Source organism: Rhizobium sp. Root1204, assembly GCF_001424965.1.
Taxonomy (GTDB): Bacteria; Pseudomonadota; Alphaproteobacteria; order Rhizobiales; family Rhizobiaceae; genus Pararhizobium.
This window is the reverse complement of the sequence record NZ_LMCZ01000006.1, coordinates 47,156-69,519: the sequence shown is the minus strand read 5'-3', so window position 1 is coordinate 69,519 and position 22,364 is coordinate 47,156. Positions and strand designations below refer to the sequence as shown.

At 59.5% G+C, this 22,364-nt stretch carries 22 protein-coding genes; 18 read left to right on the top strand and 4 right to left on the bottom strand.

The genetic code is table 11. The features are described 5' to 3' along the window. Positions 1-129: 129 nt before the first annotated feature. Complete coding sequence (gene gabD, locus ASC96_RS07920; protein WP_060502833.1) at positions 130-1,584, top strand: NADP-dependent succinate-semialdehyde dehydrogenase; 1,455 nt, start codon at positions 130-132, stop codon at positions 1,582-1,584. A gap of 113 nt (positions 1,585-1,697) precedes the next feature. Continuing rightward, positions 1,698-2,501 (top strand): HpcH/HpaI aldolase/citrate lyase family protein, encoded by an 804-nt coding sequence (locus tag ASC96_RS07915; RefSeq protein WP_060502496.1) that lies wholly within the window; start codon positions 1,698-1,700, stop codon positions 2,499-2,501. Here the strand turns inward: ASC96_RS07915 and ASC96_RS07910 are convergent, their stop codons facing one another. Both ASC96_RS07910 and ASC96_RS07905 read right to left on the bottom strand, forming a co-directional pair. Further along, a complete protein-coding gene (locus ASC96_RS07910; RefSeq protein ID WP_244481941.1) occupies positions 2,502-3,596 on the bottom strand; it encodes a mannitol dehydrogenase family protein in 1,095 nt (364 codons plus the stop codon). It abuts the gene before it with no gap. A 14-nt stretch (positions 3,597-3,610) separates the two neighbouring features. Then, positions 3,611-4,489: a GntR family transcriptional regulator gene (locus ASC96_RS07905; protein WP_060502495.1), complete on the bottom strand. Its 879-nt coding sequence runs from the start codon at positions 4,487-4,489 to the stop codon at positions 3,611-3,613. 266 nt (positions 4,490-4,755) lie between these two features. On the opposite strand from ASC96_RS07905, the gene ASC96_RS07900 reads away from it, so the two are divergent. From ASC96_RS07900 to ASC96_RS07855, 10 genes are all read left to right on the top strand, one after another. Then, a complete protein-coding gene (locus ASC96_RS07900) occupies positions 4,756-6,261 on the top strand; it encodes an altronate dehydratase family protein (RefSeq protein ID WP_060502494.1) in 1,506 nt (501 codons plus the stop codon). Positions 6,262-6,291: 30 nt separating this feature from the next. Beyond that, positions 6,292-7,311 carry an aldo/keto reductase gene (locus ASC96_RS07895; protein ID WP_060502493.1) on the top strand — a complete coding sequence of 340 codons (1,020 nt, stop codon included), beginning with the start codon at positions 6,292-6,294 and terminating at the stop codon, positions 7,309-7,311. 29 nt (positions 7,312-7,340) lie between these two features. Beyond that, positions 7,341-7,787: an RbsD/FucU domain-containing protein gene (locus ASC96_RS07890; RefSeq protein WP_060502492.1), complete on the top strand. Its 447-nt coding sequence runs from the start codon at positions 7,341-7,343 to the stop codon at positions 7,785-7,787. A 238-nt stretch (positions 7,788-8,025) separates the two neighbouring features. Further along, the gene (locus tag ASC96_RS07885; RefSeq protein ID WP_060502491.1) at positions 8,026-9,015 is read left to right on the top strand and encodes an ABC transporter substrate-binding protein; all 990 of its coding nucleotides are present in this window, start codon (positions 8,026-8,028) and stop codon (positions 9,013-9,015) included. Positions 9,016-9,136: 121 nt separating this feature from the next. Continuing rightward, a complete protein-coding gene (locus ASC96_RS07880; protein ID WP_060502490.1) occupies positions 9,137-10,690 on the top strand; it encodes a sugar ABC transporter ATP-binding protein in 1,554 nt (517 codons plus the stop codon). A 42-nt stretch (positions 10,691-10,732) separates the two neighbouring features. Next, positions 10,733-11,707: an ABC transporter permease gene (locus tag ASC96_RS07875; protein WP_060502489.1), complete on the top strand. Its 975-nt coding sequence runs from the start codon at positions 10,733-10,735 to the stop codon at positions 11,705-11,707. An 88-nt stretch (positions 11,708-11,795) separates the two neighbouring features. Beyond that, positions 11,796-12,815 carry a zinc-binding alcohol dehydrogenase family protein gene (locus ASC96_RS07870; protein ID WP_060502488.1) on the top strand — a complete coding sequence of 340 codons (1,020 nt, stop codon included), beginning with the start codon at positions 11,796-11,798 and terminating at the stop codon, positions 12,813-12,815. 239 nt (positions 12,816-13,054) lie between these two features. Continuing rightward, on the top strand, positions 13,055-14,329 hold the full coding sequence (gene phaZ, locus ASC96_RS07865) for a polyhydroxyalkanoate depolymerase (RefSeq protein WP_060502487.1): 1,275 nt from the start codon (positions 13,055-13,057) through the stop codon (positions 14,327-14,329). A gap of 143 nt (positions 14,330-14,472) precedes the next feature. Further along, positions 14,473-14,901 (top strand): DUF2852 domain-containing protein, encoded by a 429-nt coding sequence (locus tag ASC96_RS07860; protein ID WP_060502486.1) that lies wholly within the window; start codon positions 14,473-14,475, stop codon positions 14,899-14,901. Positions 14,902-15,021: 120 nt separating this feature from the next. Next, positions 15,022-15,780: a M48 family metallopeptidase gene (locus tag ASC96_RS07855; RefSeq protein ID WP_060502831.1), complete on the top strand. Its 759-nt coding sequence runs from the start codon at positions 15,022-15,024 to the stop codon at positions 15,778-15,780. A 12-nt stretch (positions 15,781-15,792) separates the two neighbouring features. Here the strand turns inward: ASC96_RS07855 and ASC96_RS07850 are convergent, their stop codons facing one another. Beyond that, positions 15,793-15,993 (bottom strand): YqaE/Pmp3 family membrane protein, encoded by a 201-nt coding sequence (locus ASC96_RS07850; protein WP_060502830.1) that lies wholly within the window; start codon positions 15,991-15,993, stop codon positions 15,793-15,795. Positions 15,994-16,125: 132 nt separating this feature from the next. Between ASC96_RS07850 and ASC96_RS07845 the strand changes: the two genes are divergently transcribed. The 6 genes from ASC96_RS07845 to ASC96_RS07820 all read left to right on the top strand — a co-directional run bounded on the left by ASC96_RS07845 (position 16,126) and on the right by ASC96_RS07820 (position 21,976). After that, positions 16,126-16,806 (top strand): phosphoribosylanthranilate isomerase, encoded by a 681-nt coding sequence (locus tag ASC96_RS07845; protein WP_060502829.1) that lies wholly within the window; start codon positions 16,126-16,128, stop codon positions 16,804-16,806. Next, a complete protein-coding gene (trpB, locus tag ASC96_RS07840) occupies positions 16,803-18,023 on the top strand; it encodes a tryptophan synthase subunit beta (protein WP_060502485.1) in 1,221 nt (406 codons plus the stop codon). The genes ASC96_RS07845 and trpB overlap by 4 nt, the downstream gene beginning before the upstream one ends. 4 nt (positions 18,024-18,027) lie before the next feature. After that, a complete protein-coding gene (gene trpA, locus ASC96_RS07835; protein ID WP_060502484.1) occupies positions 18,028-18,867 on the top strand; it encodes a tryptophan synthase subunit alpha in 840 nt (279 codons plus the stop codon). 50 nt (positions 18,868-18,917) lie between these two features. Beyond that, the gene (accD, locus tag ASC96_RS07830) at positions 18,918-19,832 is read left to right on the top strand and encodes an acetyl-CoA carboxylase, carboxyltransferase subunit beta (RefSeq protein WP_060502483.1); all 915 of its coding nucleotides are present in this window, start codon (positions 18,918-18,920) and stop codon (positions 19,830-19,832) included. 127 nt (positions 19,833-19,959) lie between these two features. Beyond that, positions 19,960-21,303, top strand: coding sequence for a folylpolyglutamate synthase/dihydrofolate synthase family protein (locus tag ASC96_RS07825; RefSeq protein WP_060502482.1), 1,344 nt, complete (start codon positions 19,960-19,962; stop codon positions 21,301-21,303). Between the two features lie 43 nt (positions 21,304-21,346). Further along, positions 21,347-21,976, top strand: coding sequence for a GNAT family N-acetyltransferase (locus tag ASC96_RS07820; RefSeq protein ID WP_060502481.1), 630 nt, complete (start codon positions 21,347-21,349; stop codon positions 21,974-21,976). Between the two features lie 58 nt (positions 21,977-22,034). On the opposite strand, the gene trxA is transcribed toward ASC96_RS07820, so the two are convergent. Beyond that, positions 22,035-22,358, bottom strand: a complete 324-nt coding sequence (trxA, locus tag ASC96_RS07815) for a thioredoxin (protein WP_037097525.1) — start codon at positions 22,356-22,358, stop codon at positions 22,035-22,037. Between the last annotated feature and the right edge of the window lie 6 nt (positions 22,359-22,364).

Genomic DNA, 22,364 nt, shown 5'->3' with positions numbered 1-22,364 from the left:
CGTGGCCGACTGCCGGGGACGTGGCGAAACAGACTGCAGAAACGTTCTTCTGGGTTATTGTCGAACGCCAGAAAAAAGTTGTATAAGTTCTGTAGATTTTTCGAAGCAAAGGATTTGCTGCTGATGACCGTGACCTTGAAAGACCCTTCGCTGTTCCGCCAGGCCGCGCTCGTCGGCGAAAACTGGATCGAAGCCGACCCGAAAAATGCCATCGAGGTGAACAATCCGGCGACTGGAGAGATCATCGGCCGGGTGCCGAAGCTCGGTGCAGCAGAAACAAAGGCAGCCATCGAGGCGGCGCGCACTGCGCAGAAGGGATGGGCCGCAAGAACAGCCAAGGATCGCTGCGCCGTCCTGCGCAAATGGTACGACCTGATGATCGAAAACAAGGACGATCTCGGACGCATCCTGACGCTTGAACAGGGCAAGCCGCTGGCGGAAGCGACCGGTGAAATCGTCTATGGTGCCAGCTTCATCGAATGGTTTGCCGAGGAAGGCCGCCGCATCTATGGTGACATGATCCCCGGCCATCAGCCGGACAAGCGTATCATGGTGATGAAGCAGCCGATCGGCGTCGTCGCGGCGATCACACCGTGGAATTTCCCCAATGCGATGATCACCCGCAAGGCCGGTCCAGCCTTTGCTGCCGGTTGCGCCATGGTTCTGAAGCCGGCTTCGCAGACGCCGTTCTCGGCTATCGCCATCGCGGTTCTGGCTGAACGTGCCGGTCTGCCGAAGGGCCTGTTCAGCGTCATCACCGGTTCGGCCGCCGCCATCGGAGGCGAAATGACCTCCAACCCGACCGTCCGCAAGCTGACCTTTACCGGCTCGACGGAAATCGGCACCGAGCTTTACAAGCAGAGCGCCCCGACCATCAAGAAGCTCGGCCTCGAACTGGGCGGTAACGCGCCTTTCATCGTTTTCGATGACGCCGATCTCGATGCGGCCGTCGATGGCGCGTTGATCGCCAAGTATCGCAACAATGGCCAGACCTGCGTCTGCGCCAACCGTATCTATGTTCAGGACGGCGTCTACGATGCCTTCGCCGAAAAGCTGGCAACAGCCGTCGGCAAGCTGAAGACCGGCAACGGTTTTGATGAGGGTGTCATTCTTGGGCCGCTGATCGACAAGGCAGCGCTGAACAAGGTCGAGGAGCACATTGCCGACGCCCTGAAAAAGGGTGCGCGCATCCTGCAGGGCGGCAAGCCGCACGCGCTCGGTGGCACCTTCTTCGAGGCGACGATTCTTGCCGATGTCACAAAGGACATGGCGGTAGCGAAGGAAGAAACCTTCGGTCCGCTGGCGCCGCTGTTCCGCTTCAAGTCTGAGGCGGATGTTATCGAGCAGGCGAATGATACCGAGTTCGGCCTCGCCTCCTATTTCTACGCCAAGGATCTGTCCCGCGTCTTCCGGGTTGCCGAAGCGCTGGAATACGGCATGGTCGGCGTCAATACCGGCCTGATTTCGACGGCCGAAGCGCCGTTCGGTGGCGTCAAGCTCTCCGGTCTTGGCCGTGAAGGCTCGAAATACGGCATCGAGGAATTCACCGAGATCAAATATGTCTGCCTCGGTGGCATTGCCTGATTTGCAGGTCGAGACCTGATCTGCCAGTCAGGTTTTGGAGCGAACCGGCCGGATAACTCTGGCCGGTTTTTTCGTTTGACGGTACAAAGCCATAGTGACAGCAGGAGACAGCCATGCCCGCCCCAAAAAACACGTTCAAGGCCGCGATCCGTGAGGACCGTTTTCAACTGGGTCTCTGGGTCGCTCTGGCCAGTCCCTATGCGGCGGAGATCGTTTCAGGCAGCGGCTATGACTGGCTGCTGATCGATGGCGAGCATGGGCCGAACGATATTCCGCTTCTGTCGGCGCAGATCCAGGCTGTCGCCCGCTCCGGCAGCCATCCGATGGTCCGGCTTCCGGTCGGCGAAACCTGGCTGATCAAGCAGATCCTCGATACGGGTGCCCAGACATTGCTGATCCCGATGGTGGAAAGTGTCGAACAGGCGCAGGCTCTGGTGCGTGCCGTGCGTTATCCGCCGCATGGGGTGCGCGGTGTCGGCGCAGCGCTTGGCCGCGCATCTCAGTTCAGCCGGATCAGCGATTACCTCGAAACCGCCAATGACGAAATCTGCCTGATCGTGCAGATCGAGAGCCGTGCCGGTCTCGCAGCACTTGATGATATTGCAGCGCTTGATGGGGTCGACGGGTTGTTCATCGGCCCATCCGATCTGGCGGCGGACATGGGTTATCTTGGCCAGCCGGGGCATCCAGACGTAACCGCGGCAATCAAGGACGCTTTTGATCGCATCGGCAAGGTGGGCAAGGCGCGTGGCATCATGACGCTCAGCCTCGACCAAGCCCATATGTACCGGGAGATGGGCGCGGACTTCATGGCGATCGGAACCGATGTGACGCTTCTTGTCAGCGCCACGACAAAACTGCGTGACGATTTCCTGGCCGGCGGGAAAGGTGATGCCAAGCCGGTTGCCGGCTACTGATCAGCGGCTTTCAATGATCGCAGTGAGATTCGGCATGCCAACATCCGGGCTCCAAGCCCTGAAATCGGCAAGTCGCCGGGTGACTTTTTCCGCATGGTGATTGGCTATGTCGCGGATGCGGTGGTCCAGAAACGGATTGCGAAAGCGGTCGAGCGTCAGAGCGACGTAACTGGTAGCCTCGCTGCCGAGATTCTTCGCGGCAAAGCCGGGAATCACTTCGGTTTCATAGATTTCTAGCAGAGCGGCGAGCACGACCGGGTCTTTCAGGATGGCTTTCACGGTTTCATCCTGAGGACGGCCGGTCTTCAGCCAGATATCGGCCAGCACGGTATGGCCGAGATTGAGGATATGCAGCTTGAGCTTTTCGTATGGGGTGAGGTCGTCCACCACCTGGATGGAAGGATGCGTGCAAGGCGGTTTCAATCCAGGCTGGGCTTCGATCGCCCAGAGCGCATAGGGTTCCGCCACCGCACCAGCCGGATCCAAAGGTTCCGATACGATCCGGTCGACCAGCGTGTTCCCCCAGATGACGTGTGTTTCCAGCCATTGCGCGAAACCCGCATCCGCAACTCGCGCGGACTGAAGGCGCAGGACCACAGCCTTCAAGGTATCGCCGTTGCGGCTCATCAATTCGCAAGGCAGCACGGTGATGGGCTTACCTTCGACGCGATAGCGTTCGTGAAGCAGGAACAGCAATTTTCCGGGAAATGACGCTGGAATTTCCGTTTCCAGGTCGTCGTTGCCGACGGCATAGCCTGTGTCACCGGTGTTTGAGATCAGCACTTCAGCTTCCGTGGCGACGATGCGCTTGATCGCCTCCCAATCGGATGCCGTGGACAGCGCCCGGGCAACACTTGCCACCTGCTGGATACGATCGATTTCGGTACCCTCGACGATCCCTCGAACGATAACGGGAAAACCGCCCGGGGCCGCCAGCGCCTTCAGCCGTCCGGCGCGTTCCGCCGAGCCTGTGGTCTGGACGACAGTGATCTTGCCGAGTGCCTCACCCTTTTCCAGCGCCTCGCTGACAAAAAGGTCGGCATGGGCTTGCAGGAAGCGGCTGGTTCCAAACTGGACGATGGGTGTGATCATCATATTGGTGAATCCGGCTATTGAATGGATTGGAGCAGGGTTTCCCGTGCCGATTTCAGATGGCGGCGGCAAGCTGTCTCGATGCGTGCCGGATCACGGGACCGTAGCGCGGCGATATAGTCGAGATGTTCTTCGAGCGCCCGGGCATTGCGCTCACGCGCATTCGTCTTGTTCCACTGATAGTGATAGTGAAAGACGATGGTGATGATGTCGTAGAAATCGACGATGAAGCGGTTGCTGGACGATGTGTGCACCAGGAGATGGAAACGCTCATCGAGTTCCGAGAATTCCTTGTAGCGATTGTCGATGTCGGCAAGGATTTCGTGATGCAGGGTCTCGATCCGGTTGAGGTCCGCCCAGGCCGGATGATCGGGGGCAAGAGCAGCAAAGCTGGCGGCCGAGCGCAACTCGAACATTTCACGGACTTCCGTCAGTTCCAGCGCAAATTCACGGGTAAACCCCTTGAGGATCCAGTGGCTGTTCGGGCGTTTCTCGATCAGGCCGAAGCGGCTGAAACGGATCAGGAATTCGCGTACGCTGGTCGTGCCGGTACCGATATCGCGGGCCAGTTCCAGCTCGTTGATCTGCATGCCGGGCTCGGCGCCGCCGGCCAGAATCCGGCGCATGAAACTGCGCTCGATGATATCGGACAGCGAATCGGTTTCTTCCGCCGGATAATAATCCTCCGGCTTCGGCTGGCGCAGAACCACCTTTGCCCGCTTGTCCCAGGCCAGCAACTGCAGCTCTTCCATGCGCGTCAGGATGGCGCGGATGGTGGTGCGGCTGACGCCGAGCGTCGTTCCAAGCTCGGGCTCGGACGGCAGGCTGGAGGTTTCCGCCAGCAGCTTGAGGCAGCGGTTGAAGGCGTCCTTGAAGACGGTATTCTGTTTCGCCATGGCTGTATCGACCAGATAGGAGTTTCTGTCAGCCCAACTGGGGGCAGGTTTTCAGGCTGCTCTATCCGGTCCGTTTGATCCTGTCTTCGATTTTGCTCTTGCGGTTCACGTGTTTCGTCCCTGATTTTGTTTTGGTGCAGTGGTTGCGGATTGGTACCGCGCCGCGGCCCCATAATACCCATTGACGGCAAACTGTCTATTGTGGATAAAAGACAAAATGAATGACAGGCTCATTCGGATAAAAACCGTCCAGGGAGATACCAAGGGTGACCGCACCTTCCTTCATCGTTTTGTCGCCGGAAGACAATATCGCCGTCGCGTCGCTGGCCATCGAGGCAGGTGGTGAACTGCCGGGCGGCGTCCGCGCAAACGGCAAGATCGATCCCGGCCACAAGGTGGCGATCCATCCCGTCCATATCGGTGAACCGGTGGTGAAATACGGCCAGGCGATCGGCCGTGCGACCATCGAGATCGCCGCGGGCGACCATGTCCATTCGCACAATCTCGCCTTCGATCAGGACCGGTTGTCGATCGGCGCGCCGGTGCCGCCGGAAGCCGCCAGCATCGCGGACAAGGCCCGGACGTTCATGGGCTATCGCCGGGCCGACGGCCGTGCGGCGACCCGCAATTTCATCGGCATCATCGCCAGCGTCAACTGTTCCACCACCGTCTGCCGTGCCATCGCGGAGGAGGCCAACAAGGTCATCCTGCCGCGTTATGACGGCATCGACGGTTTCGTCCCGATCGTCCATGATCAGGGCTGTGGCATGAGTTCGACTGGCGATGGCATGAAGAACCTGCACCGCACCCTTGCCGGCTATACGCGCCATGTAAATTTTGGCGGCGTGCTGATGGTCGGTCTCGGCTGCGAGGTCAACCAGTTGACGCTGTACGGTCAGTCGGGTGCCGGTGCCGGCAAACGGCATTTCAATATTCAGGATGCCGGTGGTTCGCGCCGCGCCGTCGCCCGCGCCCTTGGCGTGCTCGAAGAAATCGCCCAGGAGGTCGGGACGGCGAAGCGCACCGCGATCCCGGTCAGCGAAATCATCGTCGGACTGCAATGCGGCGGCTCGGATGGGCTTTCCGGCATCACGGCGAACCCGGCTTTGGGTGCGGCAGTCGATATTCTCGCCGGTGCCGGCGGTACGGCTATCCTGTCGGAAACCTCGGAAATCTATGGTGCCGAGCATTTGTTGCGCAGCCGCGCTGTCAATGATGGTGTCGCGGAAAAGCTCGACGGGTTGATTACCTGGTGGGAAGAGTATGTCGCCATGCACGGCGCATCGCTCGATAATAATCCTTCGCCGGGCAACAAGCGCGGTGGCTTGACGACCATCCTTGAAAAATCGCTGGGGGCCGTCGCCAAGGGCGGCCGGTCGCCGCTGACGGCGGTCTATCATTATGCCGAACGCGTGACGGAACATGGCCTCGTCTTCATGGATACACCCGGCTACGATCCCGTCTCGGCGACGGGGCAGGTGGCGGGCGGCGCCAATGTCATCACGTTCACAACCGGCCGCGGCAGCTGTTTCGGTTCGCGGCCCTGTCCGTCGATCAAGCTGACCAGCAACACGGCGCTCTATCGCGCCATGGAAGAGGACATGGACATCGATTGCGGCACCATCGCTACCGGCGATGCAACGATTGCCGGGATGGGCCGTGAAATCTTCGACCTGATCATCGACACGGCGTCCGGCAAGAAAACCAAGAGCGAGCTGTTTGGTTACGGCGACAATGAATTCGTGCCCTGGCATCTGGGCGCGACACTCTGACGGGGAACTGTCGGAGCGGAGGAGAAGATCATGCAACTCAGAAAAATCGGCCGGACGGATCTGTCCGTCACCGAATACAGCTTTGGCACGGCGCCGCTCGGCGGCATGTACCGGGCCTGCCCGCGTGAAACGGCGATGGAAACGCTGGAGGCTGCCTGGTCTGCCGGGCTGCGGTTCATCGACACCGCGCCCTGGTACGGCTTCGGTCTTGCCGAACGCCGCGTCGGTGATTTCCTGCGCGACAAGCCGAAGGGCAGTTATGTTCTGTCGACAAAGGTCGGCCGACTGCAGCGGCCTGTACCCGACGACAAAGTTCCAAGCTACGGTTTTGTCGATCCGCTGCCGTTCGATACCGATTACGACTATTCCTATGACGGCATTATGCGGTCGGTGGACTTCAGCTATGCCCGTCTCGGCCTCAACCGCATCGATATCCTGTTCGTCCACGACATCGGCGTCTACACGCATGGCGCCGAGCGTAACGCGGTCTATCTTCGCCAGCTGCTGGATGGTGGTTTGAAGGCGCTGGAACAGCTGAAATCAAGCGGCGCCATCACCGCCTATGGGCTGGGTGTCAACGAGGTGCCGGTCTGCCTCGATGTGATGCGCGAGGCGGATATCGACTGCATTCTTCTGGCCGGGCGCTATACGCTTCTCGATCGCACCGCCACCGCCGAACTGTTGCCGCTGTGTGAGAAAAAGAAAACATCGCTGGTGGTTGGCGGCGTATTCAATTCGGGTATTCTGGCCACCGGTCCGGTCGAGGGATCGCATTTCGACTACATGCCGGCGACGCCGGACGTGCTCGACAAGGTGAGGGCGATGGAAACGATTGCGCGATCACAGGGACTGCCATTGGCGGCACCCGCCATCCAGTTTCCGTTGCAGAGCCCAGCGGTCGCCTCTGTCCTGCTCGGTACGGCCAAACCGTCGAGCCTGATGCGCAATATGGAACTGACGGAGCAGCGTCTGCAGCCGGGTGATTTCACGGCCTATGACGCACATACGCTGGTCGCCCCGGAACTCGGCACGGATGCCGTCCGGGTTTAGCCGGCTTTCAAGAGACAAAGGAAAACCGAATGCTCAAGGGAATACATCCATTGCTCGGCCCGGAATTGCTGCATGCGATCCGCACGATGGGGCATGGGGACGAAATCGTCATTGCCGATGCCAATTTCCCGGCCAGCAGCATGGGTCCAAAGGTCGTGCGCGCCGATGGTGTCGATGCGCTGGGTATTACCGAGGCCATTCTGGCGCATATGCCGCTCGACACATTCGTGGATGAATCCGCCTGGCGCATGGAAGTTGTCGGTGACCCGCAGGCGGTGCCGGAGGTCTGCGTCGAATTCCAGAATCTGGTCACCAAACTCGCCGGTGATTTCAAGGTCGTACCGATCGAGCGCTTTGCCTTCTACGAGCGCTCGCGCAAGGCAGCCTATATCGTCGCGACGACCGAATTCCGGCTGTATGGCAATATCATCCTGAAGAAGGGCGTTGTGCATCCGCAGGAACTCTACCGCGTCTGACGCGGCATACAACCCGGCCCATGGAGGTGGGCCGGTTCATCTTCGTGATGAAAAACAAAGACTTGGCGTTGGGAGGAAAACAATGTTCAAGGGAAGTTTCGAACGCTTGCAATTTCGAAAATGCTGAGATAGCTTGCCAAAGCGAAATGTTTTTTATGGATAAAAGATCGAACTGTTAGCGTCTTGCAGCCCGGTCTGAGGAGAACTGAACAAGACGTTGTTGGAGGAGAACAACACCATGACCCTTATGAAGAATATCCTGTCCCGTCGCGCTTTTACCAGCCTGGCCGGCGCTGCAGTCTTTGCAACCATGATGCCGGTGGCGTCGTTCGCGCAGGACGTCACGATCCCGATCATCGTCAAGGATACGACATCGTTCTACTGGCAGATCGTTCTGGCGGGCGCCCGCGCGGCCGGCAAGGATCTCGGCGTCAACGTGCCAGAACTCGGCGCTCAGTCGGAATCGGATATCAACGGCCAGATCACCATTCTGGAAAATGCCGTTGCCGGCGCACCTGCTGCCGTCGTCATCTCGCCGACCGAATTCAAGGCGCTCGGCAAGCCGATCGATGAGGCGGCCAAGGCCGTGCCGATCATCGGCATCGATTCCGGCGCCGATTCAAAAGCGTTCACGTCCTTCCTGACTACCGACAACACACAAGGTGGCCGCATCGCCGCTGACGGTCTTGCTGCCGCCATCAAGGAAGCAACCGGTAAGGAAGAAGGCGAAATCGCCATCATCACCAGCCTGCCGGGCGTCGGTTCGCTCGATCAGCGCCACGAAGGCTTCGTCGAAGTCATCGCAGCCAAGTATCCGGGCCTCAAGGTCGTGGCTGACAAATATGCTGACGGTCAGGCAACCACCGGCCTCAACATGATGACTGACTTGATCACCGCTAACCCGAACCTCGTTGGCGTCTTCGCGTCGAACCTGATCATGGCACAGGGTGTTGGCCAGGCGATTGCTGAAAACAAGCTCGGCGACAAGATCAAGGTCATTGGCTTCGATAGCGACGAAAAGACGGTCGGCTTCCTCAAGGAAGGCGTTCTGGCTGGCCTCGTCGTCCAGGATCCGTACCGGATGGGCTATGACGGCATCAAAACCGCGCTTGCCGCTTCGAAGAAGGAAAAGGTCGAGGCCAATGTCGATACCGGTGCAAATCTGGTGACCAAGGCCAACATGGCCGATCCGAAGATCGACGCTCTTCTGAACCCGAAGGTCAACTGATCGAAACAACGCGGTAGGCCGTTCAAAGCGGCCTGCCGACTGTCGCATAACACCATCCGGACCTGTTTCAGCAAGGCCTGACCGTGTTGAAGCAGATATCGGATTGGGGAGGAGAGCCGCCATGACAGGACTTTATGATGTCAGCCACCGGCACGACGATGGCGCGACAACAATTGCCAAGCATCCTGTCCCCAAGGGGCAGCCCATCCTGGAATTGCGCGGCCTGCAGAAGAAATACGGTGCTGTCGAGGCCCTGAAACCGGCCAATATCACCTTCCTTTCGGGCGAAATCCACGCCATCGTCGGAGAGAATGGCGCGGGCAAATCGACCCTGATCAAGCTTCTGACCGGTGTTATCCGGCGAACGTCCGGCGAGGTCTTCTGGTGCGGCGATGCGGTGCAGCTCGCCACGCCGAACGAGGCGATTTCCCGCGGTATCAATGCCGTGCATCAGGAAGTCGTGCTTTGCCGCCACCTGTCCGTCGCGGCCAATATGTTTCTCGGCGACGAGATCAATAAGAACGGCCTGATGCGTAAGCGCGCCATGACCGATGCGGCCCAGGCCGTGCTCAACGATCTCGGCTTCAATCTGCCGGCTGCCGCCCTTCTGAGCGACCTGACGATCGGCCAGCAGCAGCTGGTGGCGACGGCGCGCGCGGCGATGCGTGGTACCCAGTTCTTGATTTTCGATGAGCCGACCGCTTACCTGACCCGCCAGGAATCGGCACAGCTCTTCCGCCTCATTCGCCGGCTACAGGCTGAAGGCGTGACGATCGTCTATATCAGCCATCGCATGGAAGAGGTTTTCGAGCTGGCCGACCGGGTTTCGGTGCTGCGCGACGGCACCCATATCGGCACGCGCAAGATTGCCGAAACCAATGATGCCGAACTGATCTCGATGATGATCAACCGCACCATCGAGCAGATCTATCACAAGGAAACGCTGCCGATCGGCGCGACGATTGTCGAGACGCGCGGCTTGTCAGGTCCAGGTTTCACGGATGTCTCGCTATCGGTGCGAGCAGGGGAAATCGTCGGGCTTTATGGCCTGATCGGTGCCGGGCGCAGCGAATTTGCGCTCGGGCTCTATGGCCGCCAGCCGCTGAGTGCCGGGGAAGTCCATTGGCAGGGCAACAAGGTCAGGATCCGCAACGAGCGTGATGCGATGGACCTCGGTATTGCGCTCGCGCCCGAAAGCCGCCGCGATCAAGGGCTCTGCCTCAATCTGCCGATCGGCCTTAACATCAACCTGCCGGTGTTCGACCGGCTGTCACGGGGTCTCACCATCAATCGCGGGCGTGAGATCGAGAACGCCGACCGGCAGATCAAGGATCTGAAAATCAAGACGCCGACACGGCGTGTACTGGCTTCAGCCATGTCCGGCGGCAACCAGCAGAAGATCGTCATCGGCAAATGGCTGAGCCATGGCGCCAAGCTGTTCATCTTCGACGAGCCGACGGTTGGCGTCGATGTCGGCACCAAGGCGGAAATCTATCGGCTGTTTGCACGGCTTCTGGAACAGGGGGCCGGTATCATCCTGATCTCCTCCTATCTACCGGAAGTCTATGAGCTTTCGGATCGGCTGCATGTGTTTCGCCAGGGAAGGCTCGTCGCCAGCCACACCTATCGTAGCGCCTCGCACGAGGAAGTGCTGACCCAGGCCATCGGCGTTTAAAATTCAGAAAAGACCGGACAAGAAAATGCGTGGAGGGAAATCATGAGCGTAGAGACAACAACGGAAACCGCACCGGTGCCGAAGAAGGGCATGAACATCCTGTTCGGCCTGACCCTGCTCGGGCTCTTGCTGTTTCTCTGGCTGCTTCTCGGTCTCTCGACCACGAGTTTCTGGACCTCCAACAATATCAGCAACCTGCTGCGCCAGGGGTCTATGACGGCGATCCTTGCCGTCGGGCAGACATTCGTCATCATCACGGCCGGTATCGATCTGTCGGTCGGTGCCGTCGTCGGTTTCTCCAGCGTCACCGTTGCCTGGCTGTTGCAGCAAGGCGTGCCGCTCTGGCCGGCCATGGGCATTACGCTCCTGGTTGGCGTGGCGATCGGCGCCTTTCACGCCTTCGGCATCGTCCGCATGGGCCTTCCCGCCTTCATCATCACGCTGGCGACGCTGACTTCGCTCCGCGGCATCGGCCTTCTGGTGACCAATGGCTCGACAATCTCGATCAGCAACGAGGCCTTCACCAACTTTTCCCGCGCCGATTTCCTCGGCATTCCCAGCCTGTTCTGGATGGTCATCGCCGTGGCGATACCGGCCTACATCTTCCTGCACTTGAGCCGCTGGGGCCGTTATCTCTTCGCCGTCGGCTCCAACAGCGAAGCCGCGCGTCTCTCCGGCGTCAATGTCAACCGGACGATCTATCTCGCCTATATCCTGTCTTCCACCTGCGCCGCCTTCGTCGGCCTGCTGCTCGCCTCGCGTATCGGCATCGGTAACGCCACCCAGGCTGAAGGCTGGGAACTGCAGGCGATTGCTTCCTCGGTCATCGGCGGTACCAGCCTGTTCGGCGCGGTCGGCTCGGTGCATGGGCCTCTGCTCGGCGCCTTCATTCTGGCGACCATCAATAACGGCGCCAATCTGCTCAACGTCAATGCGTTCGTGCAGCGCATCATCACCGGCGTGCTGATCATCGTCATTGTCTATTTCGATCAGTTGCGCCGCCGCGGTTCGCGCTGACCAATCCGGCACCCGGCCGGTTCTATCCCGGTCGGGTGCTGCTGCCATCCACCCATCTGTGAATAGAGACTGCAAGGAACTGCCTGCCATGAAAGCGGCTATCTGCCCGGAACCCGGGCGCCTGGATATCATCGACAGACCAGCGCCGGGCGCGCCGCCAAAAGGCTGGGCGCGGCTGGCGGTCAGCCATGTCGGCATCTGCGGCACCGACTATCATATTTTCGAGGGCAAACATCCCTATCTCGAATATCCCCGGATCATGGGGCATGAAATCTCGGCAACGGTGATCGAATCCGGCGAAGGAGTTTCGCTGACACCGGGCACGGCCGTCATCGTCAATCCGTATCTTTCGTGCGGGACCTGCGTCGCCTGCCGCAAGGACAAGCCGAACTGCTGCACCGCAATCAAGGTTCTGGGCGTGCATACGGATGGCGCGCTCTGCGAGGAAATCCTCGTCCCCGAAACCAATCTTTATCCGGCTGGCGATCTTTCGCTGGAAGCGGCGGCAACTGTTGAGTTCCTGGCCATCGGTGCCCATGCGGTTCGACGCTCGCTGGTGCCTGCCGGGTCACGGGCTCTGGTCATCGGCGCTGGGCCGATTGGCCTCGGCACTGCGCTGTTCTCCCGCATCGCCGGCCATCAGGTCACGTTGCTCGATGCCAGCGCCGAGCGTTTGCAGATGGCCGAAGAACGGTTGGGTTTTGCGGAAGGAATATTGGCCGGGGATGGCGCTTTGGACGCCGTATTGTCGGTCACAGGTGGCGACGGTTTCGATGTTGTCTTCGACGCCACCGGCTTTGGCGGTTCGATGGAGAAATCCTTCTCGTTCGTTGCCCACGGTGGCTGTCTGGTTTTCGTCAGCGTCGTGAAGGACGACATCCGCTTCTCCGATCCCGAATTTCACAAGCGAGAAATGATGCTGGTCGGCAGCCGCAATGCCACCCGGCAGGATTTCGAGCATGTGGCGGCATCCATCCGTGCCGGGCATGTTCCGGTCTCCTCGCTGATCACACATCGGACAACTCTGGACGCCGTCGTCACCGACCTGCCACGCTGGGCGCATGAAAAGGCCGGACTGATCAAAGCTGTGGTCAAGGTTTCCTCTTAGCCAAATGGTTGAGCGATGCGGTCTCTCGCGTCGATAGTCTCGGGCAAGCACCTTTACTTACTATCAAGTCCTCTGTGGCAGGCTGAACCTTGTCACAGAAGCGTTGCGGCATATTTATTGCGTCGCACAAGAAAAGTGCTAGTGTCGGCCTCGCTTGCGGACACGAACAAGAAGAATTGCAAGGTTGCGTCCGGTTGGGAGCGGCGTTGTCGTTTACGGTAACAAGGAGAACGCTTCCAATGTTCTACCAGCTTTACGAATTGAACCATGCAATGATGGCCCCCTGGCGCGCTGCGGCCGACGCCATGCGGCTGGCCTATGCCAATCCGCTCAATCCTATTTCACATACCTATATGGGCAGGGCGGCCGCTGCCGGTCTCGAAGTCTTCGAACGCACAACGCGCCGCTACGGCAAGCCGGAGTTCGGCCTGCCCGAAACCGTTGTCGATGGAGTCCCGGTTGCGGTGCGGGAACGGATCATCTGGCGCGAGCCGTTCTGTAATCTTATCCATTTCCAGCGCGCGTTACCGAAGGGCCGGGCATCCGATCCCAAGGTTCTGATCGTCGCGCCGATGTCCGGCCACTACGCCACGCTGCTGCGCGGTACCGTCGAAGCGCTGTTGCCGCAGTCGGATATCTACATCACCGACTGGATCGATGCCCGCACGGTGCCGTTGACCGAAGGGACGTTCGATCTCGACGATTACATCGACTACGTCATCCAGATGCTGCATTTCCTTGGGCCTGACACCCATGTTATCGCCGTCTGTCAGCCGGCGGTGCCGGTGCTGGCGGCAGTTGCTTTGATGGAAGCCAATGACGATCCGCTGTCGCCGTCTTCGATGACGCTGATGGGTGGGCCGATCGATACGCGCATCAACCCGACAGCAGTCAATCAGCTCGCCAAGGACAAGCCACTCAAGTGGTTCCGCGATAATGTGGTGATGCCGGTGCCGTTTCCGCAGGCGGGTTTCATGCGTCCGGTCTATCCGGGCTTCCTGCAGTTGTCCGGCTTCATGTCGATGAACCTCGACCGCCACCTGACAGCCACCAAGGATTTCTTCGAACATCTCGTCAAGAACGACGGCGACGCTGCCGAAAAGCACCGCGATTTCTATGATGAATATATGGCGGTGATGGATCTGACGGCGGAATTCTACCTGCAGACCGTCGAAACCGTCTTCATGCGCCATGCGCTGCCGAAGGGCGAGATGATGCATCGGGGCCAGCGGGTGGATACGACGGCGATCCGGAAAGTGGCCCTTTTGACGGTCGAAGGCGAGAACGACGATATTTCCGGCGTTGGCCAGACGCAGGCGGCGCAGACGATCTGTACCAATATCCCCGACAGTATGCGCCTGCACTACATGCAGCCGGATGTTGGCCATTATGGTGTTTTCAACGGTTCGCGTTTCCGCCGCGAAATCGCACCGCGCATCGCCGCGTTCCAACGCGAACATGCCCGCAGCGCCAAGCCGGTACGCCGGGTCATCAAGGGCGGCAAAACCGCCTGAGCGCATAGCATATCGATTTCATGGATGGATATCAGAGGCTTGCCGGATTTTGCGGACAATTGTCTTGTACACCGCTGGGCCTCTTCCCATCTCGTAATAAGCGGGCCCAAGGAGAGGCCCACTTTTAGCGAGGACTTCTGAACATGAACCAATCTGCATTGATCCGTCCTGACTGGACGCCAGCGACCATTGCCATGATGGTGCTCGGTTTCGTGATTTTCTGGCCGCTTGGGCTTGCCATGCTTGCCTATATCCTGTTCGGCGAACGGCTGAAGGGCTTCAAGAGGGATGCCAACAACAGCGTCGATGGCTTCTGCTCGTCCTTCAAGCGCAAAAGCCAGCGTTATGGCCGTCCGAACTTCGGCACCGGCAATGTCGCCTTCGACGACTGGCGCGATGCCGAGCTCGCCCGCCTTGACGAGGAACGCCGCAAGCTCGACGAAATGCGCGAACAGTTCGACGACTACGCCCGCGAACTTCGCCGCGCCAAGGATCAGGAAGAGTTCGACCGCTTCATGCGCGATCGCAATTCCGGCGGTTCAGGCTCGGTCCCGGGCTTCCCGGCCAATTGATCGGGTCATCCGCAAAACAAACAAAACCGGCATCCGCAAAGGTGCCGGTTTTTCTTTTCTATGCGGTCTTGCTTGTTCAGGATCATGCGTCCTTCAAACGAATCGGTTATCAAGACACTCATGTTCTCCCTGCTTCGAAAGCCGCGTCAGCCCAAATCCCCGCCGCCACCGGTGACGCGGACGATTGACGTTGCCGGCAAGGTGATGCCGTTGACCATTCGCCAGAATGCGCGGGCAACACGGATGACCTTGCGTATCGAACCGGGTGGCCGCGCCTTGAAGATGACCATTCCGGCCGGATTGCCTGAGCGCGAGATCAACGCTTTTCTCGATCGCCATCAGGGATGGCTGATGACCAAGCTTGCCCGGTTTTCCGGCGAGAGTGTTCTGGAAGAGGGGGGCACTATTCTGTTGCGCGGCGTTGCCCACCGGATCGAGCGGACTGGCAAGCTGCGCGGATTGACGGAAGCCGTAACCATTGATGACGAACCGGTTTTGCTCGTCAGCGGTGCCGAGGAGCACCTACGCCGCCGGATTGCGGATTTCCTGAAGAAGGAAGCCCGCAAGGATCTGGAGCGTCTGGTGTCGGTTTATGCCCGGATGGTCGGCCGCAAGGTGAAATCGCTGAGCTTCAAGGATACCCGTAGCCGCTGGGGCTCCTGCGCCGCCGATGGTGCCCTGAGCTTTTCCTGGCGCATCGTCATGGCGCCGCCGAAAGTGATCGACTATCTCGCCGCCCATGAAGTCTCGCATCTGCGCGAGATGAACCATGGGCCGGACTTCTGGGATTTGTGTGAAGAGCTTTGCCCGGCGATGGACGATGCCAAGCGCTGGCTGAAGCGCAATGGCACGATGCTGCATGCAATCGACTTCGATTGAGCCCGTGTGGCCTTAGCGCCGGTACTGGCTGCCCAGCGCTTCCCTGATCTTCTCGTCGGTCTTGTACTGGCTGAGCGCATAGACCGACCAGATCGCGGCTGGAATCCAGCCGATCAGCGTAATCTGCAGAATCAGGCAGACAATGCCGGCAATCGGCCGGCCGATGGTGAAAAACTGAAGCCAGGGCAGGATGAGGGCAAGCAGAAGGCGCATGATGGTCTCCGTGATCGTCAAACGCGATATGGGTCCACCATCCTGCATATGCAATGGTGGAAGCCCGTTCACGCCGCCTTTTGCCGTGTTTTGCGCTCGACTCCGACGGAATTTCATGTCAGTTCGCTGTGCATGAAAACGGAAGTCAAAATTTGCGGACTGAAGACTGAAGAGGCCGTGGATCGGGCCGTGGCGCTCGGTGCGGGCTACACGGGTTTCATCTTCTTTCCGAAGAGCCCGCGTAATATCGAGCCTGATGATGCCGGCCGGCTAGCTGAGCGCATTCGAGGCAAGGCGAAGATCGTCGCGGTCACCGTCGATGCGGATAATGACGATCTAGACGAAATCGTCTCGGCGCTGTCGCCGGACATTCTCCAGCTTCACGGCAACGAAAGCCCCGAGCGTGTCCTGAACGTCAAGGCGGTCTACGGATTGCCGGTCATCAAGGCGCTGTCCATTCGCGACGCTGATGATCTGAAGCGGATCGAACCCTATATAGGGATTGCCGATCGCTTTCTGTTCGACGCCAAGCCGCCGAAAGGCTCCGATCTGCCGGGTGGCAACGGTGTGTCTTTCGACTGGAAGCTTCTCGATACGCTTGACGCAAGCGTCGATTACATGCTTTCCGGTGGCTTGAACGCGGAGAATATCGGTGAAGCCCTGGCTTTGACCGGCGCTAAGGCCATTGATACGTCCTCCGGTGTCGAAAGCGCGCCGGGTGTCAAGGATCTGGGCCGCATGGAAGAATTTTTCGATGCCATCGCCCGCGCGGAAGCGGATATGGCCGGAGCATCGGCAGGGAGAAGCAAGTGAACGAGACGCCAAACCTGAATTCGTTCAAGACCGGACCCGACGAGGATGGCCGCTTCGGCATTTTCGGCGGCCGTTTCGTTGCCGAAACCCTGATGCCCTTGATCCTCGACCTGCAGGACGAGTGGAACAAGGCGAAAACCGATCCGGAATTTCAGGCTGAGCTGAAACATCTCGGCGCCCATTATATCGGCCGCCCCAGTCCACTTTATTTCGCTGAGCGCCTGACGGCCGAGCTTGGCGGCGCCAAGATCTACTTCAAGCGCGAAGAGCTCAACCATACCGGTTCGCACAAGATCAACAATTGCATCGGCCAGATCCTGCTCGCCAAGCGCATGGGCAAGACCCGCATCATTGCCGAAACCGGTGCAGGCCAGCATGGCGTGGCCTCCGCCACTGTTGCTGCTCGCTTCGGTCTTCCTTGCGTCGTCTATATGGGCGCCACCGATGTCGAGCGTCAGGCGCCGAACGTCTTCCGCATGAAGCTGCTCGGCGCTGAGGTCAAGCCGGTGACGGCTGGTTCCGGCACGTTGAAGGACGCGATGAACGAGGCGCTGCGCGACTGGGTCACCAATGTCGACGACACCTATTATCTGATCGGCACGGCAGCTGGCCCGCATCCCTATCCGGAAATGGTGCGCGATTTCCAGGCCGTGATCGGCACGGAGGCCCGCGCGCAGATGCTGGAAGCCGAAGGCCGCCTGCCGGATCTGGTTGTCGCGGCTGTCGGTGGCGGATCGAATGCGATCGGCATCTTCCATCCGTTCCTGGACGATGAATCTGTCAAGATCGTTGGCGTCGAGGCTGGTGGCAAGGGGCTGGAAGGCGACGAGCATTGCGCATCGATCACGGCCGGATCGCCGGGCGTGCTGCATGGCAATCGCACCTATCTGCTGCAGGACAGCGACGGGCAGATCAAGGAAGGCCATTCGATTTCGGCCGGCCTCGATTATCCCGGCATCGGCCCGGAACATTCCTGGCTCGCCGATATCGGCCGCGTCGAATATGTGCCGATCATGGACCACGAGGCATTGGAAGCCTTCCAGACGCTGACGCGCCTCGAAGGCATCATTCCAGCGTTGGAGCCGAGCCACGCGATCGCCGAAGTGATCAAGCGCGCGCCCAAAATGCGCAAGGACGAGATCATCCTGATGAACCTCTCCGGCCGCGGCGACAAGGATATCTTCACCGTCGGAAAACTGCTTGGAATGGGGCTGTAACAGCATGACCGCACGCATGGACAAACGATTTGCCGATCTGGCAGCCGAAGGCCGGCCGGCGCTGGTCACCTATTTCATGGCAGGCGATCCGGATTTCGAGACGTCGCTGGCGATCATGAAGGCGCTGCCGTCGGCCGGTTCCGATATTATCGAGCTCGGCATGCCCTTTTCTGATCCGATGGCCGACGGCCCGGCAATCCAGCTGGCCGGTCAGCGCGCCCTGAAGGGCGGCCAGACGCTGGTCAAGACGCTGGAAATCGCCCGCCGTTTCCGCGCCGACGACCAGGACACGCCGATCGTTCTGATGGGGTACTACAACCCGATCTATATCCACGGCGTCGACCGTTTTCTCGACGATGCGCTGGAAGCGGGTATCGACGGCCTGATCGTCGTCGACCTGCCGCCGGAAATGGATGACGAGCTGTGCATCCCGGCGTTGAAGAAGGATATCAACTTCATTCGCCTGGCAACACCGACCACCGACGACAAGCGGTTGCCGAAGGTTCTCGAAAATACCTCCGGTTTCGTCTATTATGTCTCGATGAACGGTATCACCGGCTCGGCTCTGCCGGATCCCGCCCTCATCGGCGGTGCCGTGCAGCGGATCAAGGGGCACACGAAACTTCCGGTCTGTGTCGGCTTTGGCGTCAAGACGGCTGAACATGCCCGCGCCATTGGCGCGTCGGCGGATGGTGTTGTTGTTGGCACCGCCATCGTCAACCAGGTGGCGTCCAGCCTGACCGAGGACGGACACTCAACAGGGGCAACGGTGCCAGGCGTGGAAACGCTGGTTCGTGGCCTCGCAGCCGGCGTTCGTTCCGCGAAACTTGTCGCGGCCGAATAAATGCCCATATTCTGGGCCACGACCGGTTTTGACTATTCAGGAGTTTGGATTTGAACTGGATCACAAATTACGTTCGACCGAAGATCAACTCGATGCTCGGCCGCCGGGAAGTTCCGGAAAATCTCTGGATCAAATGCCCGGAAACCGGCGAGATGGTGTTTCACCGCGATCTCGAGGAAAACAAGTGGGTCATCCCCGCCTCTGGCTTCCATATGAAGATGCCGGCCAAGGCGCGGTTGAAGGACCTGTTCGATGATGGCGTCTACGAGGCCCTGCCGCAGCCGAAGGTGGCGCAGGACCCGCTGAAGTTCCGCGATTCGAAGAAATATGTCGATCGCCTGCGTGACAGCCGGATCAAGACTGATCTGGAAGACACGATCGTCGCCGGTGTTGGCCGCTGCCGCGGCGTCAAGCTGGTTGGCGTCGTGCACGAATTCAACTTCATGGGCGGCTCGCTCGGCATGGCTGCCGGGGAAGCGATCGTCAAGGCATTCGAAAAGGCCATCGCTGAAAAGTGCCCGCTGGTGATCTTCCCGGCTTCGGGCGGCGCCCGCATGCAGGAAGGCATCCTTTCGCTGATGCAGCTGCCGCGCACGACCGTTGCGGTGCAGATGCTCAAGGAAGCAGGCCTCCCCTATATCGTCGTGCTGACAAACCCGACCACGGGTGGCGTCACGGCATCCTATGCCATGCTGGGCGATCTGCATCTGGCCGAGCCGGGTGCTGAAATCTGCTTTGCCGGCAAGCGCGTCATCGAGCAGACCATTCGCGAAAAGCTGCCGGAAGGTTTCCAGACCTCGGAATACCTGATGGAACACGGCATGATCGACATGGTGGTCAAGCGTCACGATATTCCAGACACGCTGGCTCGCGTGCTGAAAATCCTGACGAAGAAGCCGGTGGATGCTGCAAAGCTCAACGGCAGTGCAGCGCTTGCCGCCATTCCAATGGCAGCCAGCGCCTGAGTTGCCACGCGTAGGGCGGTCGGGATTGACCGGTCGCCCGCAAGCTATTTAAATCATTTGAGATTGGCGCGTCTTGAGCGCGCTTGAATGCGCGCCCGGCGCTCCAGCGGCAGTTGGAGGAGCGGTGATGACGGCGGTACAGGTCTCTGAAGCGGGGCAGGAAATCGACAAGCTGCTGGCGCTTCATCCGAAGGGCTTCGATCTTTCGCTTGACCGGATCACCCGGCTTCTCGATGTGCTTGGCAATCCGCAGGACAGGCTACCGCCGGTCATTCATGTTGCCGGCACCAATGGCAAGGGGTCGGTCACGGCCTTTTCCCGCGCCATCCTTGAGGCCGCCGGCCTCAGCGTCCACGTCCATACATCGCCGCATCTGGTCAATTGGCACGAGCGTTATCGTCTCGGCAAAAAAGGCGAACGCGGCGCGCTGGTCAGCGATGCCGTCTTGGCCGATGCCGTTCGCCGTGTCGGCGAAGCCAATGCCGGGCAAAAAATCACCGTTTTCGAAATTCTCACAGCCGTCACCTTCGTATTGTTTGCGGAGCATCCGGCCGACGTCGTCATCATCGAAGTTGGCCTCGGCGGACGTTTCGATGCGACCAATGTCATCAAGGCGCCGGCCGTTTCCGTGATCATGCCGATCTCGCTCGATCATCAGGCCTACCTCGGCGATCGCGTCGAATTGATTGCTGCCGAAAAGGCCGGGATCATGAAGCGCGGCTGCCCGGTGGTGATCGGTCATCAGGAAGAAGACACCGCGCGGGATGTTCTGATCTCGATTGCCGAACGGCTGAAATGCCCCCTCTCGGTCTATGGGCAGGACTTTATGGCCCATGAGGAATTCGGACGTCTGGTCTATCAGGATGAATTCGGTCTGGCCGACCTGCCGGTACCGCGTCTGCCCGGGCGCCATCAATACGCCAATGCGGCTGCCGCCATCCGGGCAGTGAAAGCTGCCGGGTTCGATATCTCCGATACTGTCATCGATAAAGGTTTGACCACTGTTGAATGGCCTGGCCGCCTGCAGCGCTTGACAGAAGGCAATCTGGCGCGTCTGGCGCCGGAAGGGTCGGAAATCTGGGTTGATGGCGGGCACAATCCCGGCGCCGGTCAGGTTATCGCCGAAACCATGGCCAATCTGGAAGAGCGAGACCCGAGGCCGCTGTTCATGATTATCGGCATGATCAATACAAAGGATCCGGCCGGGTATTTCCAGGCCTTCAAGGGGCTCGCCGAACAGGTGTTTACCGTGCCGATTCGCGGTTCCGATGCGGGCATTGACCCGGTGGCGCTCGCCGATGATGCAGCATCGGCCGGATTTGAAGCCGGAGCTATGTCTTCGGTTGCCGAGGCGCTGGCCGCGATCACGGCAATGTTCGATGACGATCCGGTCGCGCCGCGTATCCTGATCGGTGGCTCGCTCTATCTGGTTGGCGATGTTCTGGCCGACAATGGTACACCGCCGAAATAAAGCGGCGGCGCCACCATTCTGAATTTTTGAACAGAGAAGATGAATGCGCGACAAGAATCCTGAACTGCCAGAGGGCTATTCGCCTGTGCCGGCCGGCAAGGTTGCCAATGTGGTGACATTTCTGGAGATGCGTCAGCGTCCGGCGGAAATGGCTGATTTGCCGGAACTGCCACTGACGCTGATGCGCCTCGGCCCTGAGAATCTGGATATCTACCGGCGGCTGTTTCGCGAGGTCGGCGAGGATTGGCTATGGGGCTCGATGCTTGATGTCAGCGATGAGGACGTGCGCGGCATTCTCGCCAATCCGTCAATGGAGACCTATTCGTTACGCGACGGTGGCCGTGATGTCGGCCTGCTCGAACTCGATTTCCGCGTGTCCGGCGAATGCGAAGTGGTCTATTTCGGCGTGATCAAAGATGCGATCGGCAAGGGTACGGGACGCCTTCTGATGAACCAGGCGATTACCAAGGCCTGGGCGCATCCAATAAATCGGTTCTGGCTGCACACCTGCACGTTCGATCATCCGGCCGCCGTCGGCTTCTATCAGCGCTCCGGCTTCAAGCCTTACAAGCTGATGGTCGAGGTCCACGATGATCCGCGTCTGACAGGCCTGCTGCCGAAAACCGCCGCACCACACGTTCCATTGCTGGAACCTGCAACCGGCGCTGAATGATCTGATAAACGAAAAAAGCCCGGTTTCCCGGGCTTTTTGATTCCACTTGGAATTTCACTTACGCAGCAGCGTTGGAAATCCACGAGGTCAGGGCTGTCTTCGGTGCGGCGCCAACCTTGATGTCGGCAACTTCGCCGGCCTTGAACATGGCAAGTGTCGGGATCGAGCGAACGCCATACTGGGCGGCGATTTCCGGGTTCTCGTCGATGTTGACCTTGGCAACCTTGACCTTACCGGCCAATTCAACAGAAATTTCTTCCAGGCTCGGAGCGATCATCTTGCACGGGCCGCACCATTCGGCCCAGAAATCAACGATGACAGGCTCGACGGAGTTCAGGACTTCGTCCTGAAAATTGGAAGTATCGACTTTTACGGTAGCCATAGGCTG